This window comes from Bacteroides sp. B1-V-101, from assembly GCF_023656585.1.
Lineage (GTDB): Bacteria > Bacteroidota > Bacteroidia > Bacteroidales > Bacteroidaceae > Bacteroides > Bacteroides thetaiotaomicron.
This window is the reverse complement of record NZ_JAMOKH010000003.1, coordinates 1-22,103: the sequence shown is the minus strand read 5'-3', so window position 1 is coordinate 22,103 and position 22,103 is coordinate 1. Positions and strand designations below refer to the sequence as shown.

At 40.8% G+C, this 22,103-nt stretch carries 15 protein-coding genes; 3 read left to right on the top strand and 12 right to left on the bottom strand.

The features are described 5' to 3' along the window. Positions 1 to 15: 15 nt before the first annotated feature. Entirely contained in the window at positions 16 to 4,005 is a 3,990-nt protein-coding gene (locus tag NBH01_RS03160) for a hybrid sensor histidine kinase/response regulator transcription factor (RefSeq protein WP_250699978.1), read from the top strand. Between the two features lie 59 nt (positions 4,006 to 4,064). Here the strand turns inward: NBH01_RS03160 and NBH01_RS03155 are convergent, their stop codons facing one another. The 11 genes from NBH01_RS03155 to NBH01_RS03105 all read right to left on the bottom strand — a co-directional run bounded on the left by NBH01_RS03155 (position 4,065) and on the right by NBH01_RS03105 (position 19,235). After that, entirely contained in the window at positions 4,065 to 4,574 is a 510-nt protein-coding gene (locus NBH01_RS03155; RefSeq protein ID WP_151209355.1) for an ECF transporter S component, read from the bottom strand. Between the two features lie 12 nt (positions 4,575 to 4,586). Then, on the bottom strand, positions 4,587 to 6,485 hold the full coding sequence (locus tag NBH01_RS03150; protein ID WP_225679478.1) for a TonB-dependent receptor plug domain-containing protein: 1,899 nt from the start codon (positions 6,483 to 6,485) through the stop codon (positions 4,587 to 4,589). Positions 6,486 to 6,501: 16 nt separating this feature from the next. Further along, complete coding sequence (locus tag NBH01_RS03145) at positions 6,502 to 6,936, bottom strand: DUF1893 domain-containing protein (RefSeq protein ID WP_008761597.1); 435 nt, start codon at positions 6,934 to 6,936, stop codon at positions 6,502 to 6,504. Continuing rightward, entirely contained in the window at positions 6,936 to 8,339 is a 1,404-nt protein-coding gene (locus tag NBH01_RS03140) for an aldo/keto reductase (protein WP_008765753.1), read from the bottom strand. Before NBH01_RS03140 ends, NBH01_RS03145 begins: the two co-directional genes overlap by 1 nt. 19 nt (positions 8,340 to 8,358) lie before the next feature. Beyond that, positions 8,359 to 9,867: a 4Fe-4S binding protein gene (locus tag NBH01_RS03135; RefSeq protein WP_225693994.1), complete on the bottom strand. Its 1,509-nt coding sequence runs from the start codon at positions 9,865 to 9,867 to the stop codon at positions 8,359 to 8,361. A 308-nt stretch (positions 9,868 to 10,175) separates the two neighbouring features. After that, complete coding sequence (locus tag NBH01_RS03130; protein WP_225679482.1) at positions 10,176 to 12,797, bottom strand: carboxypeptidase regulatory-like domain-containing protein; 2,622 nt, start codon at positions 12,795 to 12,797, stop codon at positions 10,176 to 10,178. Between the two features lie 124 nt (positions 12,798 to 12,921). Beyond that, positions 12,922 to 13,896 (bottom strand): FecR family protein, encoded by a 975-nt coding sequence (locus NBH01_RS03125; RefSeq protein ID WP_008765756.1) that lies wholly within the window; start codon positions 13,894 to 13,896, stop codon positions 12,922 to 12,924. Between the two features lie 63 nt (positions 13,897 to 13,959). Further along, the gene (locus NBH01_RS03120; protein WP_048693705.1) at positions 13,960 to 14,511 is read right to left on the bottom strand and encodes an RNA polymerase sigma-70 factor; all 552 of its coding nucleotides are present in this window, start codon (positions 14,509 to 14,511) and stop codon (positions 13,960 to 13,962) included. Positions 14,512 to 14,605: 94 nt separating this feature from the next. After that, on the bottom strand, positions 14,606 to 14,827 hold the full coding sequence (locus tag NBH01_RS03115; protein WP_008765758.1) for a DUF3098 domain-containing protein: 222 nt from the start codon (positions 14,825 to 14,827) through the stop codon (positions 14,606 to 14,608). Positions 14,828 to 14,870: 43 nt separating this feature from the next. Then, positions 14,871 to 18,005: a glycosyltransferase family 117 protein gene (locus NBH01_RS03110; protein WP_225679484.1), complete on the bottom strand. Its 3,135-nt coding sequence runs from the start codon at positions 18,003 to 18,005 to the stop codon at positions 14,871 to 14,873. Between the two features lie 141 nt (positions 18,006 to 18,146). After that, positions 18,147 to 19,235, bottom strand: a complete 1,089-nt coding sequence (locus NBH01_RS03105) for a hypothetical protein (protein WP_022471136.1) — start codon at positions 19,233 to 19,235, stop codon at positions 18,147 to 18,149. A gap of 322 nt (positions 19,236 to 19,557) precedes the next feature. On the opposite strand from NBH01_RS03105, the gene NBH01_RS03100 reads away from it, so the two are divergent. Next, complete coding sequence (locus NBH01_RS03100) at positions 19,558 to 20,178, top strand: HAD family hydrolase (RefSeq protein WP_008761607.1); 621 nt, start codon at positions 19,558 to 19,560, stop codon at positions 20,176 to 20,178. 72 nt (positions 20,179 to 20,250) lie between these two features. On the opposite strand, the gene NBH01_RS03095 is transcribed toward NBH01_RS03100, so the two are convergent. Next, entirely contained in the window at positions 20,251 to 21,048 is a 798-nt protein-coding gene (locus NBH01_RS03095; protein ID WP_143920052.1) for a DUF4846 domain-containing protein, read from the bottom strand. A 146-nt stretch (positions 21,049 to 21,194) separates the two neighbouring features. On the opposite strand from NBH01_RS03095, the gene kdsR reads away from it, so the two are divergent. Next, positions 21,195 to 22,028 (top strand): 3-ketodihydrosphingosine reductase, encoded by an 834-nt coding sequence (kdsR, locus tag NBH01_RS03090; RefSeq protein ID WP_250699977.1) that lies wholly within the window; start codon positions 21,195 to 21,197, stop codon positions 22,026 to 22,028. Positions 22,029 to 22,103 lie beyond the last annotated feature (75 nt).

Genomic DNA, 22,103 nt, shown 5'->3' with positions numbered 1-22,103 from the left:
AATACAACTATTTATATGAGGAATATTATACTATTTTTATTATTACTGCCGTTAATGGCATATGGACAAACATACAAACATATTGGAGTAGAGGATGGTTTGAGCAATCGGAGAATATACAATATTCAGAAGGATCACCAAGGATATATGTGGTTTCTTACTAATGAGGGTATGGACCGATATAACGGTAAGGATATAAAGCACTATAAACTTATCGAAGAAAACAAACAATTGAGTTCCGAAATACATCTCGGATGGCTATATGCTGATAAAGAAGGCGGGATATGGGTCATTGGAAAAAAAGGACGTATTTTCCAGTATGAAGAAAAGTATGATCGTTTTACAATGGTCTATAAGTCACCGAAAGTCACTGATGTCATCAGTTACGGTTATTTGGACCGTAACAACAATTTATGGTTATGCGGCAAAGATTCTATTTTGTTGTATAATACTAAGACTACTCAGGTTATGCGGCTTCCTAATTTGTTGGAAGATAATATTACGGTAGTAGAACAGGCTGATGACACTCATTTCTTTATAGCAACAGAAATGGGGGTCCGGTATACTCAGTTTGAAAACGAAGCTTTGAAAGTCATTCCTTTAGATATGCTTGATCATGTCTATACGCAAATTAACGGTCTCTATTTCCATCCTCAGCTTCACAGACTTTTTGTAGGAACTTTTAGTGATGGTACTTTTGCCTATGATATGTCTGCTCATCAAATTATCAAATCAGATACGAAGTTGGGTGATGTGAGTATTACTCATATCAGACCGTTGAATCAAAAGGAACTACTGGTTGCTACGGAAGGAATGGGAGTACACAAAATTGATGTAAATACTTGTAATACCTCTCCGTTCATTGTGGCAAACTACGAAAGCTATAATGAAATGAATGGAAATAATATTACCGATATTTATATTGATGAAGAAAAAAGAATCTGGCTTGCCAATTACCCGGCAGGAATCACAGTAGTCGATTTCCGTTATAAGAATTATCGTTGGATAAAGCATTCTATCGGTAATAAGCAGTCTATCGTCAATGATCAGGTACATGCGGTTATTGAAGATAGTGAAGGAGATTTATGGTTTGGAACCAGCAATGGGATAAGTTTCCAGGATTCAAAAACCGGTCAATGGCATTCTTTTCTGAGTTCTTATGATAAGCAGCTGAAAGATAAGAACCATATTTTCATTACTTTATGCGAAGTTTCTCCGGGTGTTATCTGGGCAGGAGGATATACGTCGGGTATTTATAAGATTAACAAGAAAACATTGTCTGTAGAGTACTTTTCGCCTTTTCTTCTTAGCTCTGTCAACATACGTCCGGATAAGTATATCAGGGATATGATTAAAGATTCAAAAGGATATATATGGTCGGGAGGGTATTACAATCTAAAATGTATTGATCCTAGAAAAAATACTGTCCGGTTGTATCCCGGAGTCAATACTGTTACGGCGATTGAGGAAAAAGATACTAATTTCATGTGGGTGGGGACAGCTACTGGACTTTTTCTGCTTAACCGGAATTCCGGTGAATATCAGTATATATTAATGCCTGTGGAATCAATATACATCAATACTCTTTATCAGGCCAATGACGGATTACTGTATATCGGTACAAACGGCTCGGGAGTACTTATATATGATCCTGGAAACATGAGTTTTGAACACTATTACGCTGATAATTCGGCACTTGTATCTAACAGTATTTATACGATTCTTCCGGAAATGAACGGACAGATAATGATGAGTACGGAAAATGGAATTACCAGCTTTTCTATAGAAAAGAGATCATTTCATAACTGGAGTCGCGAACAGGGAATGATGTCTGCTTGTTTTAATGCAACTTCCGGTGCGTTACGTAAAAATAATAATTTTGTTTTTGGAAGTGTTGATGGGGCAGTTGAATTTCCGGCAGGTATAAAGTTGCCGGATTATGAATATTCGAAAATGATATTCAGCGATTTTCATATTTCCTATCAACCGATTTATCCGGGAGAAAAAGATTCTCCTTTAGAGAAAGACATTGATAAGACTGATGTGTTGAGACTTAAATATGGTGAGAATACTTTTTCGTTTCGTGTTTCTTCCATCAACTATGATTTTCCTTCTCATTCAGTTTATTATTGGAGGTTGGAAGGCTCTTCTTATAATGAATGGGTACAACTGAGTGGCAATAGTTTAATTCGTTTTACCAATTTAAGTCCCGGCAAATATAAACTTTATGTACGTGCCATATCGAAGGAAGAACCTAGTATCGTTTTCGAAGAACGGCAAGTTGGAATTATCATATCGCAACCTGTATGGCTAAATGGCTGGGCTATATTCATATATATGCTTCTGATTGTCTTTGTTTTCAGCATTGCTTTCCGGATAATGATTCTGAAAAAGCAGAAAAAGATATCGGATGAGAAAACACATTTCTTTATTAATACAGCTCATGACATCCGCACTCCGCTTACGCTGATAAAGGCTCCTTTGGAAGAGTTTGTTGAGGAAGAAACACTGACAGAGATCGGTTCGCAGCGTATTAATACGGCATTGAGAAATGTGAATACCCTTTTACGGTTGAGCACTAATTTAATCAACTTTGAACGGGCTGATGTTTATTCTTCCGAATTACGTATCTCAGAATATGAACTGAACACGTATATGAATGAGATATGTAATAGTTTTCGTTCGTATGCCAATATCAAGCATATTGATTTTACTTATAAGAGTGACTTTAATTATCTGAATGTATGGTTTGATAAAGATAAGATGGATTCTATCTTAAAAAATCTGATTTCCAATGCGTTAAAATATACTCCAGAAAATGGGATAGTCAGCGTATCTATTTCTGAGACTAAAGACTCATGGAAGCTGGAAGTCAAAGATACGGGAATAGGCATTCCGGCAAACGAACAGAATAAACTGCTTAAGATGCACTTCCGGGGTACAAATGCTATTAATGCAAAAATAACCGGTAGTGGAATCGGATTAAAGCTGGTTGATAAATTGGTGCACCTCCATAGTGGTAAGATAAATATAGAGAGTGTTGAACAACAAGGCACTACTATCACTGTTGTTTTCCCGAAGGGTAATAAGCATTTCCGTCACTCGAACCTGATAGATCCGGAAAAAACTGGCAGACAGGAAGCTGTACTGGATGCTCCGGTTATATCCGAAGCGGCGGAAAAGACAAACGATGAGAATCTGCAACGTATTCTTATTGTCGAGGATAATGATGAACTACGTGCTTATCTGGTCAATTCATTATCACCGATGTATAATGTACAGGCTTGCGGTAATGGTAAGGAAGCATTGATCATTGTAAAAGAATTCTGGCCGGAGCTTATTCTATCCGATATTATGATGCCGGAAATGCGGGGTGACGAACTGTGTTCCACTATTAAGAATGATATTGAAACATCACATATTCCTGTCTTGTTACTTACTGCTTTGGGTGAAGAACAGAATATTCTCGATGGTTTGGATATTGGTGCTGATGAATATATTGTAAAACCGTTCAGCATAAGAATCCTGAAAGCCAGTATTGCCAATTTATTGGCGAATCGGGCATTATTGCGCAGCAAATATGCGAATTTGGAAATAGATATAGAGGTTAAGACTCCTTTAGCGAAATGTACTAATAGCCTTGACTGGCAATTTTTATCGGCTGTGAAAAAAACGATAGAAGACAACATCAATAATCCTGCCTTTTCTGTTGAGGTTCTCAACGATTTGCATAATATGAGCCGTACACGTTTCTATTATAAACTGAAAGCAATAACAGGACTATCTCCTCAGGAATTGATAAAAACAACCCGGCTGAAACGTGCTACGCAACTATTAAAAGAAGGTGAGTATAATATTACTGAAATCTCGGAGATGTGTGGATTTTCAGAATCCAAATATTTCCGGGAAGTATTCAAGAAAGAATATAAGATGAGTCCGAGTCAATATGCTAAGAAATATAGTATTTCTTCTTCCGGTATTATAGAAGATGATTCAGATGAATAAAATAATAAGCAGCTTTTTCTTTGCAGAAAAAGCTGCTTATTATTTTTTAATTAGAGACATTATTTACATATCAAGTATTTAATAAACAAATAACCTCCTAATACTTGCAGGCACATTCCGGGAATACCGATGCGGAAGTCCTGGACGGCATTGTAGAAATTTCCTATATACATCCACTCTCCCAATGTTCCGATGATCTGATAAAACAAGACTACTCCTGCTAATACAGGGATAGAAATGCGTCCGAAGCGTTGCGCAGCCCATCCGGCGGCGATAGCTAATAATACGGATTTCAATAGAATGGCAGGCAATACTGCAGACACTGGCATACCAAAGAGCAGAGAGTTTATGACTGGAGACAAGATAGCAGTTAGCAAACCGACCTTCCAGCCATATTTGTAAGCACCGATCAGAGTGAAGAAATAAATAGGCAGCCAGGTTAATCCACCTAGTGGAATGAGATGAAAGAGCCTGGGAAAAAGGATATTGCCAACGATGAATAACGAGGCTGCCAAATAGGTCTTCACATTACTGTAATTCAGTGAATAGAGTTTTACTGTTGTTTCCATATCTTTATTCTTTTAGAAATTCAAATTAATACCACCCATGAATGTTGCCTTGGGCATGGGATACCCTGCATTTATTTCATAACGTTGTGCCAACAGGTTTTCACCTTTCACAAAGATGTTGGCAAAATTACAAACACGATAACTTCCTCGCAGATTCCATAAAACAAAACTATCCTGTTGCTCGGTGCCTTTATTATTAACGATTACAGAAGTGTAAAGTCCCTTAATATATTGCATTCCTGTCGATACAGTCCAGCGACCTGCGGTATAGTCTGCTCCGACATACAATTTGTGTTCAGGAGCGGCGAGAACCGGATTCTCCATGTGCAACCAGCTATAGTTGGCATTCACATTCCAATGAGAATTAAACCGATAACCGATATTCGCTTCAATTCCCCAGTTTTCTATTTCTCCGGAATTGACGTTCAGCGGAGGCGTCAAACCGTTGCTCATAATTACATTGTCACCATTAATATAATACAGGTTCAGTCCGTAATATAAGGCATCTTCCAATAACCGTTGGGAATAGGAAAGTTCATAACTGACCAGTTTTTCCGGATTCAGTTCCGGATTGGCAGGAGCAAACATATACATTTCCCGAATAGTAGGGTTACGATATCCTTTGCTCACCATCGCTTTAAGTTCTGCACTTTTGGGAAGATGAAAAGCCAGTCCTCCCTGTGGAATCCATTCAGTACCTACATGAGAGTGATGATCTACACGAACACCCGCATCCAATGACAACCAGCTATTTATATCCTGACGGAAATCGACATATCCTGCAAATTCATCCATTTGCTTGTCTACTCCCGGTTTCCGCTCTCCGGTAGCCAAGACTTTGTTCCATGATTCGCCTCCGAAGTGCTGATAGTCAAATCCTACCGTCAGACGATTGCCTGTAAAGAACGTAGCACTCTGATACCAGGAAATGCCGAGCATCTTGTCTTTAGAATTAAAGTGTGATGTTTGTGGTTGTTCTCCTGTTTTATATCCGTCATTGATTTTATGCCGTCCCCAATTATAGAAAAGGCTCAAAGCTCCTGATGTCTTCTCATAATGGTTTTCCAAGGCAAGCGAGGTCATACCACGTGTAATACGCGAATCATTGTCGATAAGTGGAACTTGTATCGTTCCCGGATTGGAAGCATTGAAATGGGTTACATTTACATCTCCCCAGAGTTTCCAGGAAGAGCTGAAATCATATCCTAACTTCGCGTATCCTCCATATTGTTCGAACTCCATATCGGGACGATGTCCGTCCGTACGATTGTAAGAACCGGTAACGATACTGCTGAAACGTCCTTTCTTTACACGGTTGGAAAATTCCGTCTGCAAAGTGTTGTATGAGCCATACCCTACCTGCATATTCGTTCTTACTCCCTCATCCTGCTGTTTGCGGGTGACTATATTGATTACTCCGCCCATTGCATTCGAGCCATAGAGTACAGAGGCAGGGCCGCGCAAGACTTCCACTTTCTCTGTCAACATAGACTGATATGCATCCGCAATCGGATGTCCCATCAATCCCATATATTGCGGATGTCCATCGATCAAAACCAATAAACCTGCCGTCGGACTGCCTCCGATACCACGCAGACTCATGCCACCTGCCGCACCTGTGGACACACCATATCCCATAATACCACGGCTGGTAGTAAAGAATCCGGGAACCTGTTCCGTCAATAGCGGCAAAAGTGAAGGTTCATATCTTTTCTCTATTTGTTGCCTTCCTACTACTGAAATAGTCATGGGAAGGTGACGAATATCCGTCTCGTTCCGTGTTCCGGTAACTACGACTTCGTCGATAGTATAGTTTCTTTTGACTTGTGTGCTGTCTTTTCCGGGTTGTGCCATTCCTGAAATGGAAAGCAGGCTGCCGAACAAAAACAAACAAACTGTATTTGTTTTCATATTCTGTTTCGCGCTTTTATTTCTCCTGCAACTTTTTACCACTTCTTATTTTTTCGAGGAAATCACGAATCAGCGGCAATATGGCTTCTGCCGATTCTTCTTCGCTACACATCGTTTCTACCGGACACCAGCCTGTGTGATCACGATTCCATATAAAAGGTACTTCTTGTACGAAATGGACTTTTATATCCGAGCTTCGTAATAAATCCAACGCTTTCGAACTGATGATGTCTGTATGAAGTTCCCGGATACCTCCCAAAATCATGAGGGCGGCAGCCCCCTTCCCTACTACTTTGTCGGCTATCGAAGCTCCTTTCAGGAAATCCGGTTCCTGTGTCAGCAAATCATATAAATCCGCTACGCCACGTTGGGTAAAGGTACGTATGTTGTCTCCATTGGCAATCACACAGGAATATCCTCCCGAGTGTAATAAGTTGATTAATTCTTCCATTATAAGGTTCCTTGTTTCAGTTGTTCTACAAATTGGTCAATCCGGTGCAGTTCTTTGGGTATATCTATGTTTTGAGGACAGTGAGGTACGCATTGATTACATCCGATGCAATGACTAGCCTGACGGAGTTTAGGTACACTGCGGTCATATCCTACAAGAAATGCCCGGCGGGCTTTGAGATAATTCTCATCCTGTCCGTTTTTAGGAACATTGCCTTCATTGACACAACGGTTATAATGTAATAAGACAGCCGGAATATCCAGACCATACGGACATGGCATACAATATTTGCAGTCATTGCAAGGGATGGTAGGATACTTCAGCATTAACTGTGCCGTGTCTTCCAGAAAATCCATCTCTTCGTCAGTCAGCGGTTCCAATGGAGAATAAGTACGCAGGTTATCCTGCAAATGTTCCATATATGTCATACCGCTTAATACAGTCAATATATCGGGGAACGTTCCGGCAAAGCGGAAAGCCCATGAAGCTACGCTGCTTTCCGGACGGCGTTGTTTGAGGCGTGCCACCAGATTGTCATTCAGTTTAGACAAGCGACCTCCCAAAAGCGGTTCCATGATAATGGATGGAATCCCCCTTTTATGTAGCTCACCATACAGATATTCGGCATCGGTATTCCGGGCATTTGTCTCTTTCGCATGCTTCCAGTCCACATAGTTAAGCTGTATTTGTACGAAATCCCACTTTATCTCATCGTGTCGGGAAAGCAGATAATCATATACTTCGATGTCGCCATGATAGGAGAATCCGAGATTGCGGATGCGACCTGCTTCACGTTCTTTTATCAAAAAGTCAAGCATTCCATTATCCAGATATCGTCCTTTAAGGGCGTCCATTCCACCCATACCGATGCCATGAAGCAGCATATAATCGATATAGTCCACCTGAAGGTCTGCAAAAGATTTATGATACATTTTGAGGGAAGCTTCGCGTGACCATGTATCCGGAGAGAAGTTGGATAGTTTGGTAGCAATGAAGTATTTATCACGTGGATAACGGCTTAGCGCAATTCCTGTGGATTTCTCAGAAAAACCTTGCACGTAGGCCGGAGATGTATCGAAATAGTTTACTCCATGAGCGATGGCGTAATCGATTAATCCGTTCACTGCATCCTGATCGATCACTTCACCCTTACCGTCGGGAGCCGGTTTGAGAGGCCAGCGCATACAGCCGTATCCTAAAAGTGACACGCGGTCGCCTGTTGTTGGAGACGTGCGGTAAGTCATTTTATCGGTAGGAATTTCCCCTTCTGCCGATGCACTGCTTGATGAAGAAGTGCCTTTTGACGAGCATCCGTATAGTATCGCTGTCGATGTAGCCGCACTGATACCTACGATTTTGATAAAATCTCTTCTGTTTATGTCTTTCTTATTTTTTTCTTCCATAATCTTGTTCTGATTTAAATCATACAATTCTGTGCATCTGATGTCCGGTCACGTAAATGGCACTGAAAGGACGGGATGGACAAAGATTCTCGCAAGCACCACAACCAATACACCGTTCGACATTGATTGCCGGAATCTTCGGTGAGTCCGCTATTTCGGGATCGGAAGCTACCATCTGAATAGCGGCTGCCGGACAATGGCGGGCACAGTTGCCGCATTCCATTCCATCAGTCAGCGGTACGCAGTTCTCCTTGATCCATACAGCATGCCCGATTTGGATAGCGGATTTCTCTGCCAGGCTGGTCAGATGAATGGCATCTGTAGGGCATACTTCCGCACATTTGGCACACTCCGGACGACAATAACCACGCTCATAGGACATTTCCGGCTGCATGAGAGTTGCCAGATTACCGGATGGGCGTAATACCTGAGTAGGACAAACAGAGACACATAGCTGACAGGCAGTACAATGTTGGGCAAAGTTGCGTGCATTTAATGATCCGGGAGGATAAATCGGATTCTCCCGGTTGGGAATCTTCTTGTCTTCAATGGCTGCCAATCCTCCGTCTACCTTTTTCTCCTGTGCTTTCAGCATGGTAGAAGTAGCGAAAATAGTCGATGCCGAAAGAAAACTACGACGGGCATTGTCAATCTGTTCCGAGGTCACGGATTTTATTTTAACCGTTTCCGTATCAACCCCTTCTTTCTTTTGAACACGTCTGGTATATTTAATAGCTCCTTGCTTACATTTTCCCAGGCAATCCATACAAGCGACACAACGGCTATAATCAATTTCATGGGCTTTGGCATTAATACAGGATGCTTTACAATTACGTGCGCACAATCCGCAGCTATTACATTTGGAAGTATCGATCACAGGCTTGAAGATGGAGTATCGTGATATGAATCCCAATACGGTGCCAACAGGACAAATGGTATTGCAATAAGTACGTCCGTTACGCCATGCCAAAACAAAAAGCACAATAAGGGTAATCACAGCAATGATCAGTGTTGAAAGACTTTTCATCCAGACATCCACTTCATAGAAAGCATAGCTTTCTGCCCGTTCGGCAAAATATGCCAAGAGATTATTTCCCCATTGCCATACCGGAGCCAGCAGACTGGAAACCATCCGGCCGTATGCACTGTAAGGTGCCAGTAGAACGACAAAAGCATTCAGTCCGGCAACCAAGGCAAGGATGAATACAGCCAATACACCATATCTCAGCCATTTTAAAGCCGGAGAATAACGGAAGCGGTTCTTTTTCTGTTTGCCGGAGAACCATGAAACAGCATCCTGAAATACTCCTAACGGGCAAATGACCGAACAATAAATACGCCCGAATAGTAATGTGAGCACAATAAGGAATAGCACGACACCTATGTTCAAGGCTAATACTGCCGGCAGAAACTGAATTTTCGCCAGCCATCCGAACCATGTGTGCAATGTCCCTGTGAAATCAAGGAACAGCAGAGTAATAAGTGTGAAACACACGATTGCGGCTGTAAGTCTGATAGTACGCAACATAAATTTATTAGATTTTCAATTTATAGTAGTTATATCTTAATTATTTTCAATTTCATTAGAATCGAATCTTATGCTTTTTAACCGATGCAAATTTAAGCAGAGTGATTGATTTTTGCAGTATATAAATTACAGAAAGTTATACCAATATTACTGATTAGGATTTTTTTTAATTCTGGATTGTTATATCATAATTACCGAAAGTCATTGTACATAAGAGTTTCTGTCATTCAGAACATTTCCCTTGGTAACGGGAGGTCTGAATGACAGAGCATAATGATTACTTTAAGACATTTAGGATTTTAGTTTGTCTAGAAATAAATCTTATAACTTATATTGGGAATTAACCCTGTTCCTTCTTTTTCTTCAATTTCAAAGGTCTTTTCATTGTATTGGTAAAAGTGCATTCCGGTGCGCATACCTACATTCAGAATCTTCAATGAGAACTCATGAGATACTCTTTTCTTATTTATCCGGAAGCTGACAGAAACATCACCGTTTATGGAAGGATTGAATCTTTTGCTGTATGCTTTCGTTTCATCAAAAACGATGTCATGCTCTGCCTGACTTCTTTCTTCGTTTACAGGTGTATAGCGTTCCCCTCCCTGAAAGAATAAACGTCCGTTGAGACTCAGTACGTTTTGTTTAAGTTTGCCGACCATCCACTCTTTTCCGGCAAGCAAGTTCAGCAGATAGTTTTTATCCAGTCTTGTATTACGCCAAACGTTATCTCCTCCCCTATATTTCGATTTAAACAAAGAACCTGTAATCATATAGTAGAAGCCATTTTTCATATATTGTTCCAGCGTGATGTCTATTCCATAATTTCTGCCTTGACCAGTGTTGGTCAAGATTCTGTCCAAATAAAATTCCTCATGGTTAATGACCGAGAAGGAGGAGTTCTTTTCAACCGGTATGCGAAGTAAATATTGGAAATAAGGCTCTATCTTTAAATGCAGGTTTTGATTGATATTCCAGTCGTATGTCATCCCGACATGATGTGCCCGGGAAAAATCCAGATATCGGTTTGACTGGTTCTTGCCGTTGACGACCTTTTCTACAAAATAATAATCCAGCTTTTCCCTGCGACTATGCAACCCATAGGCTAACGCCAAAGAATGTTTCGGATTTATTTTCCATTTTAGGGCAACCCGCGGTTCGATGGATAAGTTATTGTTCAAAGTAAAATATTGGGCTGTTACTCCTAAGCTGGTGACCCAGTTATTATTCAGATTGATAACCGAACTGCTATAGGCCGAAAAGACTGTGCTTTCGCCATTGCCTTTTGAAATCTGTTCCATAGGTCTGTTTAATCCGAAATAACGGCTGACCTGATAATCAAGATCATAGTGAAGGTTTGTAATCGTAACTCCCGTTCTGTTAGTATGTCTCGGACTGAACTTCGTATTCAGATAAGAATTAAAAACGAAGTCCCACCTGCTGTTCCGGATATCTCCTACTCTGATTAGTTTGTCATCTGCTAGTTGATCTACCACTGTATGATCTTTGGAATAAGTGGTAGACAGAGAAGAACGGACATACGTGTTTTCATTTATCACATACTTGTGTGCCAGCCCTCCTGCCATTTTTTCGAGCCTGTTTTCTCCCGATTGCCGGTCTCCCAGAGTTTCCCATTTGGAACGCTCCTCTATTGGAGCTTTGTTTCTGTCAATCAATCCTAATCCCCAAATAGAAAAGGTGCCGGCTTTGGAGGTCGGAAAGTTTAGCTTGAATGCTAAATCCTGATATTTAAGATTCAGGTCATTGCCGGTAGCCAGTGATGTAGTCGAAAAACGATAGTTAACGAGATAAGAACTTCCTCGTTTTTTACTGATTGGTCCCTCTGATGACAGATCGATACCCATTAGTCCGACTTGAAAAGCGTGTTCGTACTTTTGATTATTTCCATTGCGCAGGTGCATATCGAAAACACCCGATAATACATTGTTATATTCTGCGGGAAAAGCTCCGTTGTAAAAATCCGAATTTCCGATCACCTGTGTACTCAGAGCTGACAGGAAACCTCCGCCCAATCCCGACAAATCGGCAAAATGAGTCGGATTGGGTATCTCAATTCCTTCCAGCCTCCATTGCGTGAATTGCGGGGAGTTTCCGCGAATGGCTACGGCATTGGTGCCGATGTCTCCCGCTACTCCTGCGAAAGCGGCACTTAATCGTGCAGGGTCATCGAAGCCGTTGGCAAATCTGCCGGCTTCTTCCATGCTGATCATACGGCCGCCTGTGATAGCCATAGGATTGATCGTCCGGTTTTTCTTTATTTCCGGCTTCACGAGGACTTCTGCCAGATATTGGATATTCTCGTCCATCGGAATTTCTACATATACTTCTTTGGATGAAGTTACGGATACCTCACTGATTATGCTTATGTGATATCCCGTAAAAGACGCTTGAATATTGTAGCGTCCAATAGGAACATTGCTGATTCTGAAGTTTCCCAGACTATCTGTAGAGCTATTCAAGGAAGGTTCCTCTAAGACATAGACAGAGGCATACTCTATTGGAGCATTAGTTTTGGAATCGACTACGATTCCTCTTATGGTTTGCGTTAGTTTTTGTGTCTTTTCGTCGATTGTTTCTGTTTTTGGTGTCGGCAGAGAGATAATAATATGATATCCCTTTATTTTGTATATGTATCCGGTACCTTTCAATATTTGTGTTAGTGCCTTCTCAATGCTTGCGGACTTTAGCGATAATGCTTGCCTCTTTTTCAGGTTCAGATTTGACTGTTCGTAAGCTATGCTATAGTCTGTTTGTAGTTCTATTTGCTCAAAGGCTTCTTTTAAAGAGATATTTTTATTTTGAATTGTAATTTTCTTTTCTGCATTTTGGGAAATTGCCGTCAATGACAGAATAGAAAAAAACAAAAGAATGATCATCTTATCTGGCTTTTTATTCGCATTAATTCGATTCATTATTTTATATTTGTACGTTGATACTTCGTTTTTACTTCGCGGTTTAAATGAGGATAGACATTTCAGAACTGGGAAGAGGGTCTCAAGCTGCTTCCCGGTTCTTTTTGTTCATAGGCTATTTTTTTTATTTGGTTATTATTATTTTGTTTCCACTCTGCCGATAGCTAAAGCCGATTATATCTCCTAATATATTCAGCATTTCATCCAGATTCTCATCTTTTAGGAATTTGACAGTGTACCGTCTAGAGGCAGAAAAATCGGTAGAATGATCGATAACAGTATCATAACGTCGTTCCAGCGTTCTGAATATTTCTTCGGCAGTAGCATTGGTGAAGATTATTTTCCCTTTTACCCAACTGTTCGTGTCAACAGTGTCTACTGTCGATATCTCAATATCTGATGTCGATTTATCATAGGTGAGTTGTTCGTTGGGCTTGAGAGTTTGAGGAGGACGGGATTGCGTACTCACTTCCACTTTTCCACTAGTCAACGTTGTGGTAATATTCGCATCATTAGCATATGCCTTTACATTAAACTTCGTTCCAAGTACCTTGACGGATAGTTGCGATGTTTCTACTATGAAAGGTTTTGCATCATCTTTTCTGACTGAGAAATAGGCTTCACCATCAAGGGTTACGACACGATTCTCTTTGGTAAAAGTTTTCGGATAGGTAATTGTACTTCCAGCGTTCAGCCATACTTCGGAACTATCCGGCAGAACCAAGCGCTTTTGTTCGCCATAGGCTGTGGATATTTCTATCTGCTCGTTTTCGGAAGGGATATAATAAAGCAATCCTCCTGCCAATAAGCATATGGGAATAACGACGGCTACAATGCGGACAAACTTATGATATAAAACAATATTTTCAAGATGTTCTTTGTTGTATCCGGTTCTTAAATTGACCCGCTCTAAAGCACTATATGTTTTTGAATCGGCTTCCGTATCCAGTTCGTTCCAATACTCTAATGAGGCTTTTTCTTTCTCCTCCGCGTTTTCTTCCTTCATAATCCATCGCTGTACCTTTTCCTCCGTTTCAACAGAAAAACGTCCGGAAAGGAACTTTTTGATGATTCTGGTGATAATATTACTCTTTTCCATTTTTGCTGTATTTACTATATATACAGTCTGATGGCAAAAAGCTCAATGAAAAAGTGGATGTTTTTATAAAAAAGATAATAAAAAGCACGAGATAGCTTTCCGTATCTCCTTTAATGCGAGGCTTAACTGACTTTCGACATTTCTTTTAGTGGTGTTGAGCTGTATTGCTATCTCAGCATTGCTCAACCCTTCCTGACGGCTTAATGTATAGATCATTTTTCGCTGTTCCGGCATTTTTCCGACAATGTCATCTATTAATAAGCCTAACTCTTTAGCAATAAGATCTTCTTCGGAGGTAGAACTATATTCGATCTCCTGACTACTATTTAGATAAGTGTCATGTACATACTTATGTTTCAAGAAATTTATGGCCGAATTACGGGCAATTGTATGCAGATAAGAACTAAAAGACTTGGATGCATCAATTGAATCATGATTGATCCAAAGGTTGACAAAAAGGTCTTCTGTCAATTCTTCGGCATCCGATTCCGATTTTATATATCCGTCGATGAAAGTCTTTGTTTTATTGTAATAGGCTATAAAAACTGTTTCAAAAGCCTTGTGATTTCCATCCTGGAAGGCTTCAAGCGTTTTTATGTCAATGTTATTACTCATGTTGTCCGACTTTCATTTTTATTAGTGAGGACAAAAGAAGTAATTATTTGGCTTAAAAACGCATTCTTTTGAAAATATTTAAGATGTATCCCTGCTAATTATTCTTTTTTGTAATATAAATAATGCCAACCACATTCAGCAAATAACCGAGTAAACAAATAATGGGTGCAAAACATATACGAAGTCTGCTGAAGATATCAGGATTATATGCGGCAGGGGTACTCCCCTCGCCGCTCATTAATACATATCCTGTGATAATCAATATCGAACCAATCGATAGAATAATATAATTTATTTTACTCAATGCATTTCTCATACTTCTGATAGTTTTATTGTTTTCAAGTTTATATTTCTGGATTTTAGTTTCTAAGTCCCACGATTTGAGAGAATAAAGCATATTTCTCCTCAAAGCGCTGATTACTTAGCCTGTATTCCTCTTCATCAATCTCTTTTACAAGTTCATTATACTGATTCCATTGCCAGAACTTATACAGGCAATCTCTCTGAACCATATTGATCCTGTTGTCTCCTAATGAGAATGCCCAGTTGATATAATCTTCCGATTCGGCTGTCAGGTACTTTAACAGAGGCATTGCTTTCGTCTTTTCTCCTAGGGCAGCATAGGCTTTGGCTATGTCGAATGACCCGCTTTCATAGGTCTCGGGGACATTGTACGCCGGAACAGCTTGTTCTGCATAGGCAAGTACTTTCCTTGCTCGGGTATTGTCGCCCTGCCTGATCAGTTCCTTTGCCAGTTGGGCGAAAAGCCTCCGGTGATAATAGCAGGTTCGCAGGGTGGTTTCATCCAGATAGAGTCCGGGAGTGTCCAGTCCGCCATACTTATATCTGTTCATTACATTTTCATACAATCTCTCTACATCTATCGCATAGTTATTATCTCCTTTGACATTTCCCCATTTTTTATAATCAAAAGGCGTGAAACGGAAAGCTAATCCTTCCTGAACGAAATAATGATCAAACTTCAGCTTGCTGACCTCACCGACGGATATTGCCATGTACAATGGGCGTTCCCAATTGCAGTTGGCAAGCATTTCCAGCATCAGCATATCTACCTTGGTTAGAATACGCATATCTTTCAGAGAAATATAGATCTTATCCGGTATCGCATTTTTCAGATCTTCACCTTTCAGATGACGGATGGAGTCGGGAAGCATAATGCCTGATCGGAGTACTGCATCTTTATCAATGCTGATACTGATCGTATCGGTAGGGATTACGTGGAAGTCCTGTTTCTCCGATAATGCCCAGTACTTCAAGATGTTTTTTACCTCAAACGGATCATTGCCGAAACTATCACGGGCTTCTTCCGGATGTTTCTGATAAAGCTCTTCTATCTGTTTTTTCAGTTCCGGTCGGATGGCTACATATTCGTTTTTTCCTTCCTGATATTGGTCTTTACTCCAGGTAATGGGTAATCCGGGTGCATCATACAACGGGCATTGCTGCTGATAAATATACCAATCTGTTTGCGCATAACTCAAATTGCAGATGCGGGCATCCCTGCGTACTCCTTCCGTGTCTTGATTATACCACAAGGGAAAAGTATCATTATCTCCATTACTGAAAATGATAGGATTTCCTTTGTCGGGGAGTGTCATCAGATAATTGGCTCCAAAATCACGGCAGGTGAAACGGTTACTCCGGTCATGATCATCCCATGTCTGACTAGCCATCTGAACCGGAATCAGCAGGCAGAGAAACATTAACAGGCCGACATGAAGTACTGATGACTTCTTTTTTCGAAGTGCGTCACACAATCCGGCAGCTCCCATTCCTATCCAAATAGCAAAAGCATAGAATGAACCTGCGTATGCATAATCCCGTTCACGGGGCTGACCGGGAGTCTGGTTCAAATATAGCACAATAGCCAGACCTGTCATGAAGAAAAGGAAAAACACGACGCTAAACTGCTGCATTCCCTTCTTTCCCCGCATCCACTGCCAGTAAATCCCGACTAATCCCAATAATAGCGGCAAAGCGTAAAATACGTTATGCCCTTTATTCTGACGCAAAGATTCGGGCAAAAGTTGCTGGTCACCAAGTCTTAGATTATCTAACAGAGGAATCCCCGTGATCCAGTTTCCATGCTCCGGTTCGCCATGTCCCTGGATATCATTTTGACACCCGACAAAATTCCAGAGAAAATAGCGCCAATACATATAGTTGAGCTGATAAGTGAAGAAATAGGTAAGATTCTCTTTTTGAGTGGGAGCTCCGTCCGTTCCTCCCGACCAGCTTTTGTAGGAGGAAGCCATGCGATCATTCCACATTCGTGAAAACAGCATATTTTGAGTATAACATACTTCCTCTTTATTTCGAATCACTTTATATTTCCCTTCTTCCCTATTCGGTCTGTAGACAGCACCACCCGTTTTCATTTTTACCTTGTAATAATCTCCTTCGGGCACATACTCCGGTTCGGAGGCATACGTTTTGCCGTAAAGTAAAGGGGCGCTTTCGTATTGCTCCCGGTTCAAATAGCTTTTGAGTGCGAAAATATTATCCGGAGCATTTTCATTGAGCGGTGTATTGGCATTGGCACGAATCAATATCACTGCATAGGTGGTATAACCTACGGTAAGCATAAGTATGCACCATAAAGCTGTATTGATTAATCGTTTTTTGAAACGATAGATACCAGCTATGAGCAGGAAAAATGTGATAGCCAGAAAGACAATCAGTCCTGTTTGGAAAGGAAATCCCAAGGCGTTGACAAAGAGTAGTTCGAACCATCCTCCAATATCCGCCATTCCGGGAATGTAGACAAAAAGTATCAATACAATAAGCAGACCGGATAAAGCAATCGCCGCAATTGCTCCTTTAAGCGAAATCGTTCGATATTTCTGATAATAGAAAACCAGTACAATCGCTGGAATGCAAAGCAGATTGAGCAGATGTACTCCGATGGAGAGTCCGATTATATAGGCAATCAGAATAATCCATCGGTCACCATAAACGGTGTCCGACTCATCCTGCCAGCGCAGAATCATCCAAAAAACCAAGGCAGTAAGAAAAGAAGAGAAAGCATATACTTCTCCCTCTACTGCGCTGAACCAGAAAGTATCACTAAAAGTATATGCCAAAGCTCCTACCAACCCGGAACCGAGGATGATAATCACGTCGGTTACTGATAGATTCTCTTTTTCTTCCTTCAGAAGATATCTGACCAGACGAGTGATACTCCAAAAAAGAAAAAGGATGCATCCTGCACTCAGCAGTGCATTCAGAAAGTTGACTGTACGTGAAACCTGAGAGGGATCGGAAGCAAACTGTGTAAACAGATTACCTACCAGCATATAAAAAGGTGCACCGGGCGGATGTCCGACCTGTAACTTCTCGGCGCATGAAATAAACTCGGGACAATCCCAAAAACTGGCAGTAGGTTCGATTGTCATTCCATATACGAAAGCTGCTATCAGGAAGACAAGCCAACCACTGAAATCATTCCATCTTTTAAATAATAAGTAGTTCATAGTTCTGTAACTTTTTTGTTTGCAAAGTTATAGAACAGTGATATAAAACAGGCATTTTTAGCCGGACGGATACGGACATCCCATTTCTATAAGATGTTGAAAAACAAAGCTTTTTGTCAGGTGATTCCGGACAAATGCGGACTACAATGATTTGATGTAGTCTTCCAGTGATTCTTTGGAACTTACAAGCATAAGTTTCTCCGTTTTTATTCTGGAGATTCTTCGGGTAAGTGTTTCTACTGTCAGTTTCATTAGATCTGCAAAGCAGGCAGGCTGGATACCTTCGCGCAGGAAAGCACATACTCTCAAATCTTCTTCTGTAAGTTTAGGACTTATCTCTTTCAATTTGGAAACAAGTCCATATACTCCTTCCTGTAGTCTTAATAATTCACTCCAGTCTTTCTCTGAAAAAGAAACAACCTTGGAAGGGGAAACAGACCGTTCTTTTATTTGGCGGACTTTTGATACTACCGGAGAACTTTCATAAATATGCTGTTGAAGTGACTGATATTTTTCTTCCAGATAATTACATTGCAACAATAATTTATCTGACTCTGCCTCTTTTTGCAGCATTTCATCTTTAAAAGTATTCAGCTGAGAATATACAAACTTATTTTTCTTCCAAAGAAGACCAAGCAACAGGGACATCACACCAAATACTCCTAACGCAGAAGAAAGTATGATTTTCGAATCGCCTGCCTGATCGTTCTGCATTAACTGGCTGGCATAGGCTTTTCTTTCCATTTCCAGTGCTTCGTCAAAATGACCATATTTCTGATAATAAAGGCTGCAACGTCTACACACCTTGGCTACATAATCGTATTTCTCTGTAAGAGCAGCAAGCTTTATTGCTTCTTTGAAGTGGGTCTCCGCTTCCTTTTTCTGGTCAAGATCACTCTCTACGCATGCCAGATAAAAATAAGCCTTTGATTTCTGAAGTTCATCGCCGTGTTGGTCAAAGTATGAAACCGCCTGACGGATTTGCTTATCAGACGTATGGGCGATATTTTTATCTTCATTCAGCTGGGTACACAACAGATTATATTCTGCCAGCTGTGCTTCGTTCATCTGGTTGATCTGGATATTTTCGAGAATAATAGATGCCGTATCCGGGTCCTGTCCCATTAGCTGCGCGGCTTTGTCTAATCCCTGCTTTACATTAGTCCCTTCCGGATGGCATGCAGCCAGTGAAAGGACAACCACGTATAATAAGATTCGAAGATTATTCATAACTCTGCTTTTATCTTTGTATACAAACGATTGGATTTGCAAATATAAAAAATAATATGATACATACACCTCTATAAACCATACAAAAAATGGTGTCACTATCCTCTTCTCATAGTGACACTATGCTCCTCCCATAGTGACACTATACTGTGATCATAGTTACACCATCACGGTAGGATAGTGTCACTATATTATTTATCCTCCTATTATTATGCATATCGCAGATTGCCCTCATGTTTTTTTTGACAAAGATCAAGCGATGACGGGCTGTTTATTAAGAAGATTAGCCGTATCTTTGTAACAAATAAAAATTGTATATATCATGATTAAGAACATTGTATTTGATTTTGGCGGAGTGATTGTAGACATTGATCGCGATAAAGCTGTTCAGGCGTTTATCAAACTGGGATTGGCGGATGCCGATACTCGTTTGGACAAATACCATCAGACCGGAATCTTCCAAGAACTGGAAGAAGGAAAGTTGAGTGCCGATGAATTTCGGAAGCAATTAGGAGATCTGTGCGGTCGCGAACTGACGATGGAAGAAACCAAACAGGCGTGGTTAGGCTTTTTCAATGAAGTGGACTTGCGAAAGCTCGATTATATATTGGGACTTCGTAAATCATATCATGTGTATCTCTTGAGTAATACCAATCCTTTTGTTATGTCATGGGCATGCAGTCCGGAGTTTTCATCCGAAGGGAAACCGCTGAACGATTATTGCGACAAACTATATTTATCTTACCAGTTGGGACATACCAAACCGGCTCCCGAAATATTCGACTTTATGATAAAAGACAGTCATGTCATACCTTCCGAAACGCTCTTCGTTGACGATGGAAGTTCGAATATCCACATAGGCAAAGAACTTGGTTTCGAAACCTTCCAACCGGAAAACGGTGCTGATTGGCGGCAAGAGTTGACCGTTATACTAAATAGTTGAGAAGAGGTATCTTTATGCTCCTCCCACCTACAGGAGGGGACCCCGGAAGGAAAAGTGCCAGGTAAGCAATTTCTAAAACCTTTTCAGCTCTTTCTTTTCAAATGTCCACTCCGGTGTATACAATCTGCCACTGTCTGTATCTGTCAGTTCATACCAAGGTGACAGATTTCGGTTGGCAGGATTGACGAGGATATGTATTTGCTGGGCGGGCATATAACTTTGCGCCAATAAAAAAACTTTCTTTTTTGTTTTCGGGTGAATTGCCACATCTACTACTATCACGGCATGGCCCGGTGAACCTCCTTTGATAAACACATCTCCTGCTTGCAGTGAAGTATAAGGAACCGTACGAAGCTCTTTTGAAAGAGAAGCAGTGCCGGCATACATAAATACCATATTCAAGTATTTACGAAAAGTCTTATATGAATAGTCTTTGCCTCCTGCAGCATACCATTCTACCTTATTTCCGGTTACTTTGATACGGTTTCCTTCCGCCCATTTTTTATATTCTGCCGGAAAGCCATTGGTAAAGTTAAATTTGATTTCTCCGTATCTTTTCTGTGCCCATAGGTATTCTGCCCACAAGCGCATGACTGCATCCGCACATTGCTGTAAATCGCGATTGCCTATTTCCATATCTACTACGGCGAATGCGGCTGCCTGATTCCTTTTCTCCTGTCCGTTGTAAAGTAAAACCTTACTCCCTTTGGGCAATAATGGGAGTTGACGCAGATAGGCGGCAAATGAATGTTCATCGCATACTTCACGAGTGTAGCCCGTAGGAGGAAGAATGGTGCTTTCCACTGACTGTCCCAGCGACACTATAATTGAAGTCAGACATACTATGCTGAATATAAGTATTCTTTTCATATCGTTATTTTTCCCGAAGATAGGATATCTTTTGCAGAAAACCAAGTTTTGCAGGAGGAAGCTTCTGAAACCGTCTAATCAGAATACTATTCGGCAAAAACAGAATTTTCGGATATTCTCTTTATCTTTGCTGCAAATAAAAGAATATGCAACCACAAATCATACTCATTACCGGAGCTTCTTCCGGATTTGGAAAGATCACTGCGCAAATGTTATCAGAACAAGGTCATATCGTTTACGGTACGAGCCGGAAACCTTCAGAGAATATAGGTAAGGTCCGAATGCTTGTCGTTGATGTAACGAATAGTATTTCTGTTCGTCAGGCTGTAGAACAAATAATATCCGAGCAGGGACGGATGGATGTATTGATTAATAATGCCGGTATGGGAATTGGCGGAGCATTGGAGCTGGCTACCGAAGAAGAAGTGAGCATGCAGATGAATACAAATTTCTTTGGCGTGGTCAATATGTGCAAAGCAGTGCTCCCTTATATGCGCAAGGCACGTCGGGGAAAGATTATCAATATCAGCTCTATTGGTGGAGTGATGGGTATCCCCTATCAGGGATTTTATTCTGCATCCAAGTTTGCAGTAGAAGGATATAGCGAGGCCTTGGCGCTGGAAGTTCATCCGTTTCATATCAAAGTCTGTCTGGTGCAGCCAGGGGATTTTAATACCGGATTTACCGACAACCGGAACATCTCTGAACTGACCGGACAAAATGAAGATTATGCAGACAGTTTTCTGAGATCATTAAAGATCATTGAAAAAGAAGAGCGTAACGGATGCGATCCCCGCAAGCTGGGTGCTGTAATCTGTAAAATAGTAGCGCGTAAAAATCCTCCTTTCCGGACTAAAGTAGGTCCGTTGGTGCAAGTTCTGTTTGCTAAAAGCAAGAGCTGGCTGCCGGATAGTGTGATGCAATATGCTCTCTGTCTTACCCTGGATTTGGTTGACTACTATAAGTATCAACTAAAATGAATAAAAGATGAAAAAGAGTGACATGACCTTTAGTCCTTATCAGCTTGAACTTCTTGGCGATTTCTATCGTTCGAA

Bases quoted from the DNA above. Each gene is read 5' to 3' on its own strand.
- NBH01_RS03115 (WP_008765758.1), bottom strand. From the start codon at position 14,827: ATGAGAAATGCATTGAGTAAAATAAATTATATTATTCTATCGATTGGT.
- NBH01_RS03145 (WP_008761597.1), bottom strand. From the start codon at position 6,936: ATGGAAGAATTAATCAACTTATTACACTCGGGAGGATATTCCTGTGTG.
- NBH01_RS03120 (WP_048693705.1), bottom strand. From the start codon at position 14,511: ATGAGTAATAACATTGACATAAAAACGCTTGAAGCCTTCCAGGATGGA.
- NBH01_RS03150 (WP_225679478.1), bottom strand. From the start codon at position 6,485: ATGAAAACAAATACAGTTTGTTTGTTTTTGTTCGGCAGCCTGCTTTCC.
- NBH01_RS03125 (WP_008765756.1), bottom strand. From the start codon at position 13,896: ATGGAAAAGAGTAATATTATCACCAGAATCATCAAAAAGTTCCTTTCC.
- NBH01_RS03110 (WP_225679484.1), bottom strand. From the start codon at position 18,005: ATGAACTACTTATTATTTAAAAGATGGAATGATTTCAGTGGTTGGCTT.
- NBH01_RS03155 (WP_151209355.1), bottom strand. From the start codon at position 4,574: ATGGAAACAACAGTAAAACTCTATTCACTGAATTACAGTAATGTGAAG.
- NBH01_RS03130 (WP_225679482.1), bottom strand. From the start codon at position 12,797: ATGAATCGAATTAATGCGAATAAAAAGCCAGATAAGATGATCATTCTT.
- NBH01_RS03095 (WP_143920052.1), bottom strand. From the start codon at position 21,048: ATGAAAAGAATACTTATATTCAGCATAGTATGTCTGACTTCAATTATA.
- kdsR (WP_250699977.1), top strand. From the start codon at position 21,195: ATGCAACCACAAATCATACTCATTACCGGAGCTTCTTCCGGATTTGGA.
- NBH01_RS03135 (WP_225693994.1), bottom strand. From the start codon at position 9,867: ATGTTGCGTACTATCAGACTTACAGCCGCAATCGTGTGTTTCACACTT.
- NBH01_RS03160 (WP_250699978.1), top strand. From the start codon at position 16: ATGAGGAATATTATACTATTTTTATTATTACTGCCGTTAATGGCATAT.
- NBH01_RS03100 (WP_008761607.1), top strand. From the start codon at position 19,558: ATGATTAAGAACATTGTATTTGATTTTGGCGGAGTGATTGTAGACATT.
- NBH01_RS03105 (WP_022471136.1), bottom strand. From the start codon at position 19,235: ATGAATAATCTTCGAATCTTATTATACGTGGTTGTCCTTTCACTGGCT.
- NBH01_RS03140 (WP_008765753.1), bottom strand. From the start codon at position 8,339: ATGGAAGAAAAAAATAAGAAAGACATAAACAGAAGAGATTTTATCAAA.